Annotated in this window: 19 protein-coding genes and 1 other annotated feature; of the genes, 14 read left to right on the top strand and 5 right to left on the bottom strand. The window is 33.3% G+C overall.

From position 1 onward, the window contains the following. Position 1 precedes the first annotated feature (1 nt). On the top strand, positions 2 to 466 hold the full coding sequence (locus FP433_RS06750; RefSeq protein ID WP_265483930.1) for a hypothetical protein: 465 nt from the start codon (positions 2 to 4) through the stop codon (positions 464 to 466). Positions 467 to 564: 98 nt separating this feature from the next. Further along, complete coding sequence (locus FP433_RS06745) at positions 565 to 1,131, top strand: hypothetical protein (protein ID WP_265483931.1); 567 nt, start codon at positions 565 to 567, stop codon at positions 1,129 to 1,131. A 59-nt stretch (positions 1,132 to 1,190) separates the two neighbouring features. Here the strand turns inward: FP433_RS06745 and FP433_RS06740 are convergent, their stop codons facing one another. Then, positions 1,191 to 1,763, bottom strand: coding sequence for a cation-transporting P-type ATPase (locus tag FP433_RS06740; protein WP_265483932.1), 573 nt, complete (start codon positions 1,761 to 1,763; stop codon positions 1,191 to 1,193). Between the two features lie 200 nt (positions 1,764 to 1,963). On the opposite strand from FP433_RS06740, the gene FP433_RS06735 reads away from it, so the two are divergent. Continuing rightward, complete coding sequence (locus tag FP433_RS06735; RefSeq protein WP_265486632.1) at positions 1,964 to 2,725, top strand: exodeoxyribonuclease III; 762 nt, start codon at positions 1,964 to 1,966, stop codon at positions 2,723 to 2,725. A 67-nt stretch (positions 2,726 to 2,792) separates the two neighbouring features. Here the strand turns inward: FP433_RS06735 and FP433_RS06730 are convergent, their stop codons facing one another. Continuing rightward, positions 2,793 to 3,482 carry an N-acetylmannosamine-6-phosphate 2-epimerase gene (locus FP433_RS06730; protein WP_265486631.1) on the bottom strand — a complete coding sequence of 230 codons (690 nt, stop codon included), beginning with the start codon at positions 3,480 to 3,482 and terminating at the stop codon, positions 2,793 to 2,795. A 147-nt stretch (positions 3,483 to 3,629) separates the two neighbouring features. Between FP433_RS06730 and FP433_RS06725 the strand changes: the two genes are divergently transcribed. The 5 genes from FP433_RS06725 (at position 3,630) to FP433_RS06705 (ending at position 6,649) form a co-directional block, all read left to right on the top strand. After that, positions 3,630 to 3,803: a hypothetical protein gene (locus FP433_RS06725; protein WP_265486630.1), complete on the top strand. Its 174-nt coding sequence runs from the start codon at positions 3,630 to 3,632 to the stop codon at positions 3,801 to 3,803. Positions 3,804 to 3,805: 2 nt separating this feature from the next. Beyond that, positions 3,806 to 4,029: a binding site (T-box leader), on the top strand. A gap of 46 nt (positions 4,030 to 4,075) precedes the next feature. Next, positions 4,076 to 4,723 (top strand): amino acid ABC transporter permease, encoded by a 648-nt coding sequence (locus FP433_RS06720; RefSeq protein WP_265483937.1) that lies wholly within the window; start codon positions 4,076 to 4,078, stop codon positions 4,721 to 4,723. Positions 4,724 to 4,734: 11 nt separating this feature from the next. Beyond that, entirely contained in the window at positions 4,735 to 5,379 is a 645-nt protein-coding gene (locus FP433_RS06715) for an amino acid ABC transporter ATP-binding protein (RefSeq protein WP_265483939.1), read from the top strand. Next, positions 5,366 to 6,169: an amino acid ABC transporter substrate-binding protein gene (locus FP433_RS06710; protein ID WP_265486629.1), complete on the top strand. Its 804-nt coding sequence runs from the start codon at positions 5,366 to 5,368 to the stop codon at positions 6,167 to 6,169. The genes FP433_RS06715 and FP433_RS06710 overlap by 14 nt, the downstream gene beginning before the upstream one ends. Positions 6,170 to 6,217: 48 nt before the next feature. Beyond that, entirely contained in the window at positions 6,218 to 6,649 is a 432-nt protein-coding gene (locus FP433_RS06705; RefSeq protein WP_265486628.1) for a hypothetical protein, read from the top strand. Positions 6,650 to 6,652: 3 nt separating this feature from the next. Here FP433_RS06705 and FP433_RS06700 read toward each other — a convergent pair whose 3' ends face one another. Further along, positions 6,653 to 7,324: a matrixin family metalloprotease gene (locus FP433_RS06700; RefSeq protein ID WP_265486627.1), complete on the bottom strand. Its 672-nt coding sequence runs from the start codon at positions 7,322 to 7,324 to the stop codon at positions 6,653 to 6,655. A 205-nt stretch (positions 7,325 to 7,529) separates the two neighbouring features. Here FP433_RS06700 and helD point away from each other — a divergent pair, with 205 nt between their 5' ends. Continuing rightward, a complete protein-coding gene (helD, locus tag FP433_RS06695; RefSeq protein WP_265486626.1) occupies positions 7,530 to 9,827 on the top strand; it encodes an RNA polymerase recycling motor HelD in 2,298 nt (765 codons plus the stop codon). Between the two features lie 9 nt (positions 9,828 to 9,836). On the opposite strand, the gene FP433_RS06690 is transcribed toward helD, so the two are convergent. Next, positions 9,837 to 10,397, bottom strand: a complete 561-nt coding sequence (locus FP433_RS06690) for an SGNH/GDSL hydrolase family protein (protein WP_265483944.1) — start codon at positions 10,395 to 10,397, stop codon at positions 9,837 to 9,839. 94 nt (positions 10,398 to 10,491) lie between these two features. On the opposite strand from FP433_RS06690, the gene coaA reads away from it, so the two are divergent. Together coaA and FP433_RS06680 are read left to right on the top strand one after the other, a co-directional pair. Next, positions 10,492 to 11,274 carry a type I pantothenate kinase gene (coaA, locus tag FP433_RS06685; RefSeq protein ID WP_265486625.1) on the top strand — a complete coding sequence of 261 codons (783 nt, stop codon included), beginning with the start codon at positions 10,492 to 10,494 and terminating at the stop codon, positions 11,272 to 11,274. Then, the gene (locus FP433_RS06680; RefSeq protein WP_265486624.1) at positions 11,274 to 12,230 is read left to right on the top strand and encodes a zinc-binding alcohol dehydrogenase family protein; all 957 of its coding nucleotides are present in this window, start codon (positions 11,274 to 11,276) and stop codon (positions 12,228 to 12,230) included. Before coaA ends, FP433_RS06680 begins: the two co-directional genes overlap by 1 nt. A 39-nt stretch (positions 12,231 to 12,269) precedes the next feature. On the opposite strand, the gene mscL is transcribed toward FP433_RS06680, so the two are convergent. After that, positions 12,270 to 12,656: a large-conductance mechanosensitive channel protein MscL gene (mscL, locus tag FP433_RS06675; RefSeq protein ID WP_265483947.1), complete on the bottom strand. Its 387-nt coding sequence runs from the start codon at positions 12,654 to 12,656 to the stop codon at positions 12,270 to 12,272. Between the two features lie 263 nt (positions 12,657 to 12,919). On the opposite strand from mscL, the gene pnuC reads away from it, so the two are divergent. The 3 genes from pnuC (at position 12,920) to FP433_RS06660 (ending at position 15,271) form a co-directional block, all read left to right on the top strand. Beyond that, positions 12,920 to 13,690 (top strand): nicotinamide riboside transporter PnuC, encoded by a 771-nt coding sequence (gene pnuC / locus FP433_RS06670; protein ID WP_265483948.1) that lies wholly within the window; start codon positions 12,920 to 12,922, stop codon positions 13,688 to 13,690. 72 nt (positions 13,691 to 13,762) lie between these two features. Next, positions 13,763 to 14,287, top strand: a complete 525-nt coding sequence (locus FP433_RS06665) for a PAS domain-containing protein (protein WP_265483949.1) — start codon at positions 13,763 to 13,765, stop codon at positions 14,285 to 14,287. A 21-nt stretch (positions 14,288 to 14,308) separates the two neighbouring features. After that, a complete protein-coding gene (locus FP433_RS06660) occupies positions 14,309 to 15,271 on the top strand; it encodes an exonuclease domain-containing protein (RefSeq protein ID WP_265483950.1) in 963 nt (320 codons plus the stop codon). Positions 15,272 to 15,282: the final 11 nt, after the last annotated feature.

Raw genomic sequence — 15,282 nt, 5'->3', positions numbered from 1 at the left:
GATGAAAAAATTTATAAAGATTCTTATTGGAGTAATTGTCGCAGTAGCAGTAATTGGTGGTGGCTTTTACATTTATGCAAGTCATGCAGCAGCTAGTCATCTTCCTGGTCATGTTTATGAATATAATGGAACTGCTAGTTCTCAAAAAGCTTACATGACTTTTGCTAAAAGTGGTGACCAAGTAATAGTAACTTCTAATAAAGAAAAGGCTATCGAAGCAAGCAAGAGTAGCTCTGATTTTCAAAAGGTTTATAAAGCTGAAAATAAAAACGGAGAATGGAGTTATAAAGCAGATGGAAGTAAATTAACCATTGCAAAAACTCAAGATAGTAAAGTTTCACTTTGGCAATACAATAACGTTTTAGCTTTAGGTAGTAAATTGCATTCAAGTAGTTTTACCTATCAAATAGCTAACGCTGGACAAGGTGTAGTTAAACAAGCAACAAACTTTACCCAAATAAAATAAATTGTTAAAGCATTTCTATTGCAGAAATGCTTTTTCTCTTATTTTTGGTGAAGTTAGTGATAAGATTTAGATGAATTTAAATCAAAGGAGTGTTCATAGTGAGATATACCCTGGGAAATAAAATTATTTTTGCGAAAATAATGCAGGAACCACGCTTTGCAAGTTTTGTAATCAAGACTTTTTATCCTGATGTTAAAATTAGTGAAATAGAGAATATTACCGCAAGATTTGATGACTTAAACTATGATTATTTTCATGTTCAGATTGACTTTTTAAATGAAGATGAACAGCACTGCGTAGCAATTGTGCAGCTTGTGGATAACCAAGATTTAGGAGAATTGTCACGCTATTATGGTGAACTTATAACGCAAGAAACGCAGAATTTAGGAATTCCGCTGTATTTAGCTTATATTGATCGCAATAACTTTAATAATTTTACAGAATTAATCCGTATCTTGCCGGTAACCCCGCTGGCAACAATTATGGCAGTAGGGGCTAGTCAGGCAAAGAAAGCAAAAAAATCTGCTCAAGAATTGGCTGCTTTAATTGAAGGAAGACCAGTTACTGAAAATGATATTCTTAAAAAAGCTGAGGTTGAAATTGAGTTGCTCAATAAAGACAAAGATATTTTAGGGATGATTAAGGCTTTTGAAAAGTATGAATAAGGAAACTTAAAAAGGCTGATTAAGTATTAAACTTAGTCAGCCTTTGTTGTTTACTAATTTTAAATTGTTTGAATTAAATGACTTTCACCAGTTAAACAAATTGGAGCTTCTGCATTATCTAAGCGAGTATTAACAACGATTCCAACTCCGCTTCCATTTTTTACGCAAGTTGAATGATAAGCCATGTTAACATGTTCATCCAATTCAGTATTTACTGGTAAAATTACATCTGCATCTTTTTGACAAATGAGATGCTTTTTATCTTCGATTTGTAAATTGTTAGTTTCAAGTAAACGAATATCAGCAGGTACATTATCACCCTTTTCAAGATAAACGATGTCTCCAACAACTAATTGATTACTTGAAATTTCTTTGAGTTCACCATCACGCATTACTTGAGAAGAAAGTTTCTTTTGACGAATTGGATGTGACTTTGGAATAAAGATGCCACGGAAACCATCCATAAATTTTTGTAAAAAGAAATGGGGAGGTTCTCCTAATTCATTTGAACCATTTTCTTCTAATCTTCTTTGTGCTTCTTGGGAACTTAAACCAGTTAAACTAGTTCTTAAATTTTGTAAAACTCCAGCACTGTCTTGAGTATAGGCTGGAGGGCGTTTGTGAGTATCCATCTTGGATATACCACTCCTTTCTGAAATCTATTATTCTTCATAATACTCTATTTAAATAAGCATTGTCAATTTATAAAACTTAAAAAACAATTAAAAATATTTTTACTGATTTTAAGTCGAAATATTTAACGCTTACCCCTTGATTTTGTACAATAAAGTTGAAACAGAGAATTAAGATTTAAAGAAAGAAGTAGATAAATATGAAATTCATCTCTTGGAATGTTGATGGCTTTCGTGCCTGCTTACGTCATGGTTTTTTAGGAACTTTCAAAGAATTAGATCCAGATATTTTTGGTATGCAAGATACTCGTTTATCTCCAGATGAAGTTGAAATTGACTTACCTGGATACTACAAGTATTGGAACTATTCTAAAGAAAAAAGTTTTGATGGTACTGCAGTATTTACCAAAATTAAGCCAATGACTGTTGCCTATGGAATTGGAATCCCAGAATTTGATCAACAAGGTAGAACTATTACTTTGGAATATCCAGAATTTTACTATGTAAATACTTATGTTCCATTTTCTGGAGAACATTTACAACGTTTAAGTTTCCGCGTAATGTGGGATCAAGCATTTAGAAATTATGTAACTAAACTTGCTAACAACAAGCCAGTCATTATTGGTGGTGATATGAGTGTAGCCGCTGAACCAATTGATTTAGCAGAACCAAGTGAAAACCACCACAATGCCAGCTTTACTGGAACTGAAAGAAAAGAATTTCAAGAACTACTTGATGCAGGATTTGAAGATACTTTCCGTACTCTTCACCCAGATGAACGTGCATATACTTATTGGAGCGCCCGTGAAGATGCACGTGAAAAGAACCTTGGTTGGCGTTTAGATTACTTCTTAGTATCTAATGATATTGCTAATAAGGTTGAAAAATCTACAATCTTAAGTTCAATTGATGAATCTGATCATGCTCCAATTGAATTAATTGCAGATGTACATGCAGAATAACAGCTGAATAAATTACCTAAATTATTAATTACGCAAAAAAACGAAGAATTTTAAATTCTTCGTTTTTTTATTGTAAGACATCCACAAATGTTTTCGCAATCTGCAAAGGACGCGTTATAGCGCCACCAATAACAATGCCGGTGGGTTTTAAAGCAGCAACTTTCTTCAGCTGTTCTGGCGTATGGATTCGTCCTTCAGCGATAGTAGGAATATTAGCAGCAACTAATTTCTTAATTAATTCGTAGTCTGGTTCAGTAGATGTGCGAGATTCAGCGGTATAACCAGAAAGAGTAGTTCCGACCATATCTGCACCAGCTTCATAGGCGGCTTTTCCTTCTTCAAAGTTTGAAATATCAGCCATTAAAAGTTGGGTGGGATACTTATTTTTGATATCTTTGATAAATTCATTGATACTTTTATTGTCATGACGTTTGCGACTTGTAGCATCAAATGCAATTACTTCAACACCAGTTTTAACAAGTTCATCAACTTCCTTCATTGTTGCAGTAATATAGGGCTTTTCAGGTGGGTAATCATGTTTGATAATACCGATCATTGGTAAATCTACCACTTCCCTAATTTGATTTATATCACGAACGGAATTGGCTCGGATACCCACAGCACCAGCCATTTGCGCTGCTTTAGCCATTAGTGGCATTATTCCACCAGCTTTGGTATAAAGTGGTTCCCCAGGAAGTGCCTGACAAGAAACAATTATTCCATGTTTAATCTTTGCAAAAAAATCTTGTGCTTTCATTAATATCACCTCTTTGTAAGTGATTACATCACTTGCTACTTAAATCATACTGGTTACCATTAAGAATTACAAATTTAAGGCTAGTCAATAGCCTTGCTATCGTGTAAAATTAAATAAAATAGAAAAGTAGATTTTAAGGAGATATTCATGCAAAAACATAATTCTTTTGTGTTAGGGATGTGTACCTTAATTGGCTTAATTATTGGTCTCTTTGTCAAAAATATCATGGTTTGGACTTTTGTAGGTTTAGCCATTGGATATGTAATTACTTTTTGGATTCCATACTTTCGACATCATCGAAGAGTGTCGACAAAAAAATAATCAAGATAACTTAGAGCAGACCAAGTAACTAATCAACCTCTTCAGAGAGTCTTATAGTGCTGCGAGTAAGACGAGTGCATTAGTGAAAACACATCTGTGAGTTATTTTCTGTAATAGAAAGTCGGTTTCAGCCCGTTATAGCGAAGAGTTTTATTAAACTTAATGAGGTAGTTTGCGTAAGTAAACTATGAATTGAGGTGGAACCGCGTCACTTGTCGCCCTCTTAGACTTTAAAGTCTAAGGGGGTTTTATTTTTAGAAAAGCAGGTAACAATGTCTATAAATTATATTGGAGAAATACTACCTTCACTTTTAAGTGGACTAGTAATGACTTTAAGAATCTTCTTTGAAACTATTATTTTTTCCTTACCCTTAGGAATTATTGTGGGGTTAGGATTAACATCAAAATCAAAAATTCTAACCAGTATTTTAAGTGTTTATGTTTGGGTAGTGCGGGGCACACCCTTACTGTTGCAATTAATTTTTGTTTTTTATGGTTTTCCAATTTTAGGAATTACTTTTCCTAGATTTGAGGCAGCTTTGATTGCTTTTGTAGTCAATTATGCAGCTTATTTTGCAGAAATCTTTCGTGGTGGAATTCAAGCAATTGACCCTGGACAATATGAAGCTGCTAAAGTTTTAAAATTAACCCATTGGCAAACCTTACGTAAAATAATTATTCCCCAGGTAATGAAAATTGTTTGGCCATCAATTGGAAATGAAGTTATTAACTTGTTTAAAGATTCTTCATTAGTTTATGTAATTGGCTTAGGAGACTTATTGCGTGCAGGAAATATTGCTATGTCACGTGATGTAACATTAGTTCCTTTAATTTTAGTAGCCTTAATTTATCTGGCATTAATTGGAATTTGTACTCTTATTTTGAAAAAAATTGAAGCACACTTTTCTTACTATAGATAGGATGTGAGCACATGTTAAAAGCAGAAAACTTAGGTAAGAGTTTTAATGGTAGAAAGATTTTAGATAAGATTAATTTTGATTTGCCAGATGGGCAAATTCTAACAGTTGTGGGACCTTCAGGAGCGGGAAAAACGACTCTTTTGAGAATTGTAGCAGGACTTGAAACAAAAGATGAAGGTAAATTGATTTTAGATGGGAAAGAATATAATCCAGCTCAAGAGCAAAAAGTTGGAGTTGTTTTTCAAGACTATAATCTTTTTCCAAATTTAACTGTTTTAGAAAATATTACTTTAGCTCCTGAATTAGTTTTAAAACAAGATAAAGGACAAGCAGAAGCAGAAGCAAAAAAATTATTAGAACAACTAGATATGCTTGGTAGAGAAAATCAATATCCTTATCAGTTATCAGGGGGACAAAAACAACGAGTAGCAATTGCCCGTGCCTTAGCTATGAAACCAGAGATTCTATGTTATGATGAACCAACTAGTGCACTTGATCCGGCTACCCGTGATCAGGTTACTCAAATGATTTTAGACTTAAAGAAGGCTGGATATACACAGTTCATAATTACCCACGATATGAATTTTGCCCAAACAGTTTCAGACGAGGTCTTACGCATTACTCCAGTAAATGGTGATAATCATGAAGAAGATTAGATTAATAGCGGTTTTATTGGGAATCTTTCTTTTAGCTAGTGGTTGTCAAAATTTACAAAAAAAGGCTGATACACAAGATACTTGGTCACGAATTGAAAAAAGAAAGACAGTAGTTGTAGGGTTAGATGATTCTTTTGTACCAATGGGTTTTAGGACAAAATCAGGAAAGTTAGTAGGTTTTGATATTGATTTGGCTAAAGCGGTATTTAAATTATATGGTATCAAGGTGGATTTTCAGCCGATTGATTGGTCAATGAAAGAAACAGAATTGCGTAACGGTACAATTGACTTAATTTGGAATGGATACAGTAAGACTCCGCAAAGAGCCAAAAAGACTGCCTTTTCAAAACCATATTTAAAAAATCGACAAGTCTTAGTCGTGAAGAAAAAATCCCATATTAATTCATTTAAACAAATGAAAGGAAAAATTATAGGTTTGCAGACAGGATCAACTGCAGCAACTTGGTATGATGGTAAACAAAAATTGCTCCAGGCTAAATCGACCGTTTTGTATGATACAATTCCAAATGAATTTTTAGATTTAAATGCTGGTAGAATTCAAGGAATTTTACTTGATGAAGTCTATGCAAATTATTATATTTCCAAACAAAAAGATAAAAATTCTTATCAAGTAATTATTAACGATCAAGTGCCAGCTGACTATTTTGTGGTAGGGATGCGTAAAGGAGATAAGACCTTACAAAGAAAAATTAACGAAGGATTTGATATTCTTCAAAGAAACGGCACAATGCAGAAGCTAAAAACAAAATGGTTTGGCACCGCACAATAAATTCAAAAGTAGTAAAATAGGAGTAGTCCATTAGAAAGCTAACTAAAAATGACGAAAAAAGAAAAAATGACATTAGCAAGCTATCTTGCTATTTTAGGGATTTTTATTGGAATTATTGGTTACTACCTATTTGATTTAGTTATTAAATTTAAAAGTAATCCAAATTGGTGGACAAGTGTTTTAGTAATTGCCATTATGATTTGGGGTAGTAGCGATTGTTTGCGCAATATTTGGAAGCTAAGCTTTTCCAAAAAAGACCCTACATTAAAGAATAAAGTTACTAAATATTTAATTGGATTTGAAATTGCAGGTTTTTTAAGTGGATTATATATTAATGTAATAGTAAATAATTCTATCTTAGGCCAAGTGAAGATGATTTCGATTAACAGTTTAATCTTTTTGATTTGGCTTTTATTAGCAATTGGAGCTGGTGTCAAAATTTGGACTTTAGTAGTTCAGAGTAAAGAAATCCAAAATTAAAGGCTACTTATTTGAAGTAGCCTTTTTTTCATGATAAATTTTTTCAACTAACTTAACATCACGAGGTTGAATAGTGTAATAAGATCCTTGCGGATACATTACTGATAAACTTTGGGTGTGTTTTAAGCCAATTGCATGTCCTAGCTCATGTTCAGCCGTATTAACGATGCGAGCGTTACTATAGCCATAGCGTGGATTGAGTAAGTAGTATTCGTTTAATTTAACCACTGCGTGAACTAAATAACCAGTGACTGAATTATAGGAGGTACTTGTTAAGCCAGCAGCATTAGTTTGGTCATCATTCATTGTTTCCATAACAATTTGAGCTGAATTTTTAGTAGTAGTTGTTTTAAAAGTAAAACTCCCCGTATTATTCCAAATTTGGATGGCGTCTTGGGAAGCTTTACGTAAAGTTGGATCTTCAATGGCAATGTAAACCGTGGCGCTGGGCTTATTAAAAGTATGATATTGGGAACTTGTATCATCAGCATCCTCATTATCAGTCTGCGGAATTTGCCTATTATTGATAAAGTTTTGAACCTGCATTGTGATATAAGGAATAGGATTGTTAGTTCCAAAATATTTCTCAAAGACAGATCCCGAAGCATGATAAGCATAAGTTAGCCCAAATGCTAACATTCCTAAAATTATAATATTTCGAAAAAATCTTTTCACAGTCTTATCTCAACATTTCTAATTATTTTTAGTAAATTATAACGCTAGAGAAAGTAAAAAAATAAAAGTTTGTATTAATTAAAGTAAAACTTAATAGCCTTTAAGAAAATCTTGAGTTTTAGAGAGTGATTGTTTTAGTAAATAGTAATAATATGTTAGAATTATATGCAATAAATTTTTGAGGAATAAAAAGGGTGATATAACTTTGGTAAAAGAATCTCAAAAACAATTTGAACAAAAACATTTAGATAATGTATTAAACTTAATCCAAAAGAAGGAAAAAGAATTAAATAAGTCAATTGGGAGTGCCCAATCAGAAGCAAAAAACTTAAATGCCCATTTTTTTGATGACTTGAAATTAGATTATGATGGCTATTCTACTTCAATGGATACAGCACTTTCAATCCACCAGCAGCAACAAATGTTGCAAGAACGAGAACATGCTTGGCAACATTCAACTAAGCAACTTTCAACCTTGCAACGCCTAGAAAAGAAACCTTATTTTGCCCGAGTAGACTTTAAAGAAAAAGATGAAGCTGAGGGTGAAACGATTTATATTGGTTTAGGCTCATTTGCGGATAAAGATGACCACTTTTTGGTTTATGATTGGCGTGCTCCAATTTCTTCTATCTATTATGATGGAAAATTGGGTAAAGTAAGCTATAACGCTCCTGATGGTGAACAAACAGTTGAGATGACCAAAAAGCGTCAATTTATTATTGAAGATGGAAAGATTGAAAATATGTTTGATACCAATGAATCAATTGGTGATCAGATGCTTTTAAATGTCTTAAATGAGAAATCTTCCACTCAAATGAAGTCAATTGTAACGACGATTCAACGTGAGCAAAACAAGATTATTCGTAACACAGATGCAGATTTACTCTTTGTTCAAGGAGCTGCGGGCTCTGGTAAAACAAGTGCTATTATGCAAAGAGTTGCCTACTTACTATATCGCTATCGCGGTAATTTGAATTCAAGCCAGGTAATCATGTTCAGCCCCAATCAGCTCTTCAATGATTACATTAAAAATGTTCTTCCTGAAATGGGTGAACAAAATATGGTCCAAATGACTTACTGGCAATTTGTTTCACGCCGTGTACCAGCAATGGATGTAGAGACACTTTTTGAACAATTTGAAGACAATCACCAAGATAAAAAGATTACTAAGTTAAAAGATTCCTTGCAGTTCTTTAATGCGATTACGCGCTATGGAGAACATTTAGAAAAGAGTGGGATGCTCTTTAAAAATATTTATTTTAAGAGTAAAAAGAAACCATTTTTTGATAAAGAAAAGATAAAGGAAATTTACTATAGTTTTAATGAAAATTATCATTTAACTAATCGAATTGAAGCTACTAAAGAACAGCTTTTGGACATGCTGGCAAGAAAGGTTGAACCAGAGACTAAAAAATCTTGGGTAAGTAAAACCATTCAATCTTTAGATCAATCACAATTAAATAGTTTATATGATTTCCCGGGACAAGAATTTGAATCTAGTGCTAAGGAAGAGCATTTTTTAGCTAAAAAAATTGTTACTAAGGAATTGAAGAGTGTAAGTCGAAAAATTCATCGCAACCGTTTTTTAAATATTCGTGGTCAATACTTAGCCTTTCTACGTGCAGTTCCTAAGTTAATTGATCTTTCTAAGTGGAACATCACTGAGGAAGAGTGGCAAGAGCATGTTGAGCAAGTAAAACAAAACTTCTTGAATCGTAAAATTCAAATGGCGGATATTTCACCTTACCTTTACTTGTATGATTTGATTACTGGGCGGAGAACTGACTTTGATATGCGGTATGTATTTATTGATGAAATTCAAGATTATACACCTTTCCAGTTAGCATACTTAAAATATAATTTCCCTCGGGCACGCTTTACGATGTTAGGGGACTTAAACCAAGCAATTTTCACCAAAGATGAAAGCAAAACTTTGTTGGGTCAAATTGCTAAGCTGTTTGATCCTAAAAAGACAGATGTAGTCCAGTTAACTAAATCTTATCGTTCGACAAAGGAATTGACTGATTTTACTAAGGAGATTCTGCTTCAAGGAGAAAAGATTGAATCGTTTGATCGAACTGGTCCAATGCCAACTTTTTGGCAGCGTGATGAAAATGATCAAGCTTATCAAGTTTTAGAAGATGTATTAAAAGAAAACGAAGAGCAGAACTTAACAACAGCAATCATCACCAAAACGCTCGCAGAAGCTAAGGCAGTTGCTGAAGAACTAAAACAAAGAAAAGTTCCTGTTACTCTAATTGGTAGTGCAAATCAACGTTTAGTTCCTGGAACGCTTGTTATGCCATCTTATTTAGCCAAAGGGCTAGAATTTGATGCTGTAGTAGCTTGGGAAGTTTCAGAAAAAAATTATCACCAAGATGATGAAGTAAAACTTCTTTATACGATTGCTTCAAGAGCAATGTACAAGTTAGATTTAATATATACTGGCTCCAAGAGTCATTTATTGGATCATGTTAAAGAAAATACTTACTTAACTAAATAAAGGCTCTCCTTATTGGAGAACCTTTTTTGTTTCGTTGGCTAAATCCGATGCAAGTAAATCTAGCCCCTCGTTATTGAGATGAATTCCATCGGCCTGTAGTAATTTATTGGGATGTCCGGTTAGAATCATATCATTAGCTAAATCTAAAAATGGAACTTTATTTTTATGGGCGGCTTGTGCAGCCACTAATCGGAATTGGAGCGTGCGTGGCCAAGAATGGTCCACTGCAATTTCCCAATTGGTATAAGCAGGCCCCATTAATAAAATTTTGTGATAACCAATTTTAGAAATTAATTCGTCTAAGTTCCAAGAATATTTACCTGGTGATAAGCCAAGCTTTATTGTACAGTCGTTGGTTCCCATCCCCAACACTACCAAATCATAATCCTCATTTGTGACCTTTAAGGGTAAAAAGTCTAACGCCTCTTCACTAGTTGCTCCTGGAATAGAACGGTTAATGATTTCTGCATTAGGTAACATTTTAGTTAGGCGAGCTAATAGTAATGAGGTAGGGTGATTATGCTGGTAAGCAGCGAGAATAGAGTCACCATAAAGAATAATTTTTTTCACGTAAATCGCCTTTTCTTTTTCTCTTTCAAGTATTATGTTAGTCTGAAAGATAGAAAAATTCTAGTAATAACAATTTTGGAGAGAAGGCGACTAAATGGAGCAGAGAAAAGAAAGTAAATGGGAGATAATTCCAGCTTCTGAAAAGCAACCTTGGCAAGACATTATTGATATTTTATCAATAAAAACGACCCCTTTTATTATTGGAGTTAGTGGAGCAGTTGCTAGTGGAAAATCGACTTTTGCAACCAAATTAAAGCAAGCACTTGAAAAAAAGTATCCTTTAAAAAAGATAAAAGTTGTTTCAGCGGATAATTTTTTAAAGTCAAATGCGGAGTTAGAAGAAAAAGGGCTAATGGAACAAAAGGGTTTTCCCGTGTCTTTTAATTGGGATGCATTAGCCAATTTTTTTGAAGCAGTAAAAAATCATTATCCTACCATTCCTTATCGCATTTATTCTCATGAATTATCTGATCTAGTTCCTAATCAAGTTGAAGTTTTGAAGCAAGTTGATATCTTGATTATAGAAGGAATTTATTTATTAGAAGACGCTCCAGGAGAAACTGTTTCCCCAAGAAAATATATTAATTTCAATTTTTATCTGGATACTAGTGAAGAGAACCTATATTGTTGGTATCTTGAACGTTTTCATAAAATGATGGATTTAAATTATAATAACCCGGGAAATTTTTTCTATTCTTGGGCTCACCGACCACGCCAAGAAGCAGATAAATTTGCGGAAGAGGTGTGGAAGAAGGTCAATTTGAAAAATCTTCATTCTTATATTGCTCCAACTAAAAAGAGAGCAGATGTGATTGTAAAAAAAGAAAAAAATCACCAGATTAAAGAGATAATGATTAAAAGAAAAGAGGAAAAGTAATGAAAGCAGTAGTAATAAAAGAAGCAGGAGGACCAGAAAAGCTTATCTATCAAGACGTACCAAAACCAGATTTAAAACCTGGATGGTCTCTAGTAAAGATAAAAGGTTTTGGAATTAATCATTCAGAAATTTTTACTAGAAAGGGATTATCTCCTACAGTTAAATTTCCTCGCATTCTTGGAATTGAATGTGTAGGAATTATCGCTGAAACGACAGACCCAAAAAGATTACCAGTTGGTCAAAAAGTGATTTCACTAATGGGAGAAATGGGACGAGATTTTGATGGTTCTTATGCAGAATATGCTTTAATTCCAAATGATCAACTTTATCCTATTGAAACTTATCTAGACTGGACTACTTTAGCTGCTTTGCCAGAAACTTACTATACTGCTTATGGCTCTTTACTTAATTTAAAAATTGCTCCTTCTGATAAAGTTTTAGTGCGTGGGGGTACTAGTGGCGTAGGGATTGCTTTTGTGCAGTTAATTAAAGGCAAGTATCCTGATATTTTTGTGGCTGGAACTAGTAGGTCTTTAAGAAAAGAGAAAGAGATGAAAGTAGCTGGTTATGATGAGGTTATAGTTGACGAAAATGGAAAGCTAAAAACTGATCAGAAATTTAATAAAATTCTTGAATTAATTGGCCCCAAAACTATTAAAAATAGTTTTCAGCATACCTGCGAATACGGTATTGTGTGTTCTACAGGACAATTAGGCAATGAATGGTATTTAAAAGATTTTGACCCCATAACTGATATTGCGCCAAATGGGTATTTGACGAGTTTTTATTCAGCTAATGTTGATCAGAAGAAGATTGAGCAATTATTGCAGTTTGTTGAAAAACACGATATTAAGGTAAAACCAGAAAAAGTATTTGATTTAGAACATGTGGCAGATGCTCATCGTTATCTAGAAGGATCACATAGTTTTGGAAAAGTCGTAGTAGTAGAAAAATAATATTTCATAAAGAAAAAAACTTAGCATCTCGCTAAGTTTTTAATTACTATTCTTTTGTGCAAGTAAATCTCTAATTTCTTTGAGGTATGCTTGTTCTTGGGTAAGCTCTTTTTCTTCTTCGTCAGCTTTTGCTTTGTTGCGACGGGTAATTTTATTAACAATTTTCATCAATAAGAAGACGATAAAAGCAATGATTAAGAAATTAATTATTGAATTTATAAATGCTCCATATTTAAAAGTAGCTTCACCAATGGTTAACTTCAAGTTTGAGAGGTCTATTTGACCAATAAATAGTCCAATTAAAGGATTAATTATGTTAGTTACCAGTGAGTTAACAATTGCTGTAAATGCAGCCCCAATAATTACCCCAACAGCTAGGTCCATTACATCGCCACGAGCAATAAACTCTTTGAATTCTTTGATCATTAATTCCATCTCCTTTTTTGTTCATATTTTATATTTAATATTATACAAATAATTATTTGAACACTTTATGAAGAAAATATAAAATTTTTTTAAAGAAAGAAACCGATTTCTTGAAGGCTTGGAAAATGCCTTTTAAAGTCAACCCTTGTATTAAAAAAATTGGCCCGTATACTAGATATTGATGTTTTTCAAAAAGAAATTCGGACAAGGCACAAGATATAGAAATAAGCTTGTGACCTATCAAAAAGAAGGAGAGAAATTGAATGGAAAATTTAACATCAATTAAAGGTTCAAAGTCTACCAAAAAAGACAATTATTTTGTATGGTTGTTTAAGCAACTTCAGGGGTGGCCTATCCAAAACTATATGCTTTGGTTTTTTGCTTTTGGTTTCCAATTAGCAATTTTGATTGAAGGAAAGATTACGCTTATTTCAATCGTAACCTTTTTTGGAACTTTGCTAGGGACACTTTGTGTTTTAGCAATTAATGCTACTAAGGCAATTAATGGCTGGTTAGGGTTAGTTTCAGCAGCTTGTTTTATTTATGTAGGATTAATTGCCAAAAATTACTTATCAATTTTTGAACAAATTGCTTATATTTTGACTTTAGACTTACCAATTTTATTGGCAGTAAATTCTTGGAATGATGATACAAAAAATCATTTGCGTAAATTTTGTACTAAAGAATGGATTATTGCAATTTTAGGTACTCTTGCTGTTTATGCAATTTCTGGCTTTTTAATTGGAAAGTTTACTAATGATCCTCGTCCTTGGATTGATGCTTTAAGTTTTTCAATTTCTCTTACTGCAGGAATTATGTGCTTCTTGCGTTATAATAATCAATACTTCTGGTGGACTGCAAGTGGGGTCTTCCAATTGATTCTTTGGGCAATTACTTATGCACAAGGGGATGCAAGTTTGGCAATGGCAGTAAATAGTTTAATTTATATTGTAAATGATGTATTAGCCTTTACTGTATCACCATGGTTTAATCGTGGACGTAAACGTGAAGGATTAAGAATATTAAATGATTAAGAAAAAGCGGATCTAAGTCAGAAAACTTGGGTCCACTTTTTTTCTGCGATAAAATTAAGAAAAGAGGTAAAAATGGAGAGATTTGAAAAACAAAGTGAATTAACTTTTGCAAATAAAAAAGATTATCTTAAACTTCATGCTGGAATTGTGAAAATTAGTGAATTACAAGATTTTTTAGCCAGTTCGCATTTAAATTCTTTTATCAATAAAGATAAAAAGTTAATTTTTTATCGTCAAAATCGCAAACTTGTTTATACCCCACCCCAGCTAGGGGAAACATGGGGTAGTTATCTTGAAGATTCTAAATTGCAAGGTATGTACCAGGAAATGTTTGAGCAATTAGAAAGTAATCCTCAGGATGAAATATTACTAGCAGACGAAGATAATACTAAAACGCAGTTTATTGTTTCTCGTTATCAAGCAAGTAAGACTAAAGAGGGCAAGTTTAATGGAATTTTAGAAGAAAGAGAAGATATTTATCCTTTAGTGCAGCTATATTTGCAAAAGACAGGCCAAAAGTTAGTTGATGATGAAAATAATCCCAATTCACTTCCAGAAACAGATGCTGATACTGGAGCTAGCGAAATGTGGACGTAATATTAGAAAGGAAGCAGATTGATGAGCATTTCAATTATGCAGGGTGTTTTAAATATTCCAGGTGCGCAACACAAAATTCGTGCGAAAGGAATGGAAAAGCCAGGTTTTCCTGAGAATTATACATTAATTGATGTCGAAACCACGGGTCTTAATCCAACTTATAGTCGAATTACGGAGATGGGTGGATTAAAAGTTAGACGAGGCAAAGTGATTCAAACTTTTTCAGAATTAGTGAAGTTTCCTGATTCAAATAAGGTTCCCGCTTATATTAGTAAGTTGAACGGAATTGATGAAGCAAAAATTGAAGCTGAGGGGATGCCAGTAGACGAAGCAATTAAGAAGTTTCGCTATTTCATTGGTAGTGATCCGATTGTGGGATATAATGTTAATTTTGATTTGAATTTTGTTTACGATTTAATAGCAAAGTATGATTTACCAGTCTTGAGTAATGATTACGTGGATGTTTATCGATTAGCACGAAGTTTTTACCCGGACCAGCGTCACAATCGTTTGATTGATTGCTTGAATCGTCTGGGTATTGCCCAAACTCAAGATCATCGCGGCCTGCAAGATACAATTGACACTAAAGCAGTGTTTGATGAATTACATCGCCAATTTAAACAAGATCATCTGTTAAGAGCGCATGAAATGATTAAGTCGGTAGATCTTACTAATGAATGGCCAGATTTTGTAAAACAGACCTATAATTTTAGAAGTCCTTTTAAAAATAAAAATATTACTATTACTGGAGACTGGGATTTGAATACAACCGAAGTTGCACAAGCACTTCGTAATCTAGGCGGTCAACTTCAAGAAAAAATAAATGAAGATAGCGACTATTTACTGATCGGGGATAATGATCGCTTCAGAACAGATTTAACAGAATTAAATAAGGCAAAGTTGTTAAAAGATCAAGGAAGTAAAATTCATTTATGGACAGAAAAGTATTTTTTAAATGCCTTAGATAATTGGGCTCGTTCTTAGTAAAAAGGTAC

The organism is Lactobacillus sp. PV012 (assembly GCF_014522325.1).
In the GTDB taxonomy this organism is placed as follows: Bacteria; Bacillota; Bacilli; order Lactobacillales; family Lactobacillaceae; genus Lactobacillus.
Note: the sequence above shows the minus strand (reverse complement) of the source record. Positions and strands in the feature narration are given on the sequence as shown.

What these genes read in the sequence shown, in the direction of transcription:
- FP433_RS06740 (WP_265483932.1), bottom strand. Translation starts at nt 1,763, where the DNA reads ATGGATACTCACAAACGCCCTCCAGCCTATACTCAAGACAGTGCTGGA.
- FP433_RS06715 (WP_265483939.1), top strand. Translation starts at nt 4,735, where the DNA reads ATGTTAAAAGCAGAAAACTTAGGTAAGAGTTTTAATGGTAGAAAGATT.
- FP433_RS06735 (WP_265486632.1), top strand. Translation starts at nt 1,964, where the DNA reads ATGAAATTCATCTCTTGGAATGTTGATGGCTTTCGTGCCTGCTTACGT.
- FP433_RS06720 (WP_265483937.1), top strand. Translation starts at nt 4,076, where the DNA reads ATGTCTATAAATTATATTGGAGAAATACTACCTTCACTTTTAAGTGGA.
- FP433_RS06660 (WP_265483950.1), top strand. Translation starts at nt 14,309, where the DNA reads ATGAGCATTTCAATTATGCAGGGTGTTTTAAATATTCCAGGTGCGCAA.
- FP433_RS06665 (WP_265483949.1), top strand. Translation starts at nt 13,763, where the DNA reads ATGGAGAGATTTGAAAAACAAAGTGAATTAACTTTTGCAAATAAAAAA.
- pnuC (WP_265483948.1), top strand. Translation starts at nt 12,920, where the DNA reads ATGGAAAATTTAACATCAATTAAAGGTTCAAAGTCTACCAAAAAAGAC.
- FP433_RS06725 (WP_265486630.1), top strand. Translation starts at nt 3,630, where the DNA reads ATGCAAAAACATAATTCTTTTGTGTTAGGGATGTGTACCTTAATTGGC.
- coaA (WP_265486625.1), top strand. Translation starts at nt 10,492, where the DNA reads ATGGAGCAGAGAAAAGAAAGTAAATGGGAGATAATTCCAGCTTCTGAA.
- FP433_RS06730 (WP_265486631.1), bottom strand. Translation starts at nt 3,482, where the DNA reads ATGAAAGCACAAGATTTTTTTGCAAAGATTAAACATGGAATAATTGTT.
- FP433_RS06680 (WP_265486624.1), top strand. Translation starts at nt 11,274, where the DNA reads ATGAAAGCAGTAGTAATAAAAGAAGCAGGAGGACCAGAAAAGCTTATC.
- FP433_RS06710 (WP_265486629.1), top strand. Translation starts at nt 5,366, where the DNA reads ATGAAGAAGATTAGATTAATAGCGGTTTTATTGGGAATCTTTCTTTTA.
- FP433_RS06705 (WP_265486628.1), top strand. Translation starts at nt 6,218, where the DNA reads ATGACGAAAAAAGAAAAAATGACATTAGCAAGCTATCTTGCTATTTTA.
- mscL (WP_265483947.1), bottom strand. Translation starts at nt 12,656, where the DNA reads ATGATCAAAGAATTCAAAGAGTTTATTGCTCGTGGCGATGTAATGGAC.
- FP433_RS06750 (WP_265483930.1), top strand. Translation starts at nt 2, where the DNA reads ATGAAAAAATTTATAAAGATTCTTATTGGAGTAATTGTCGCAGTAGCA.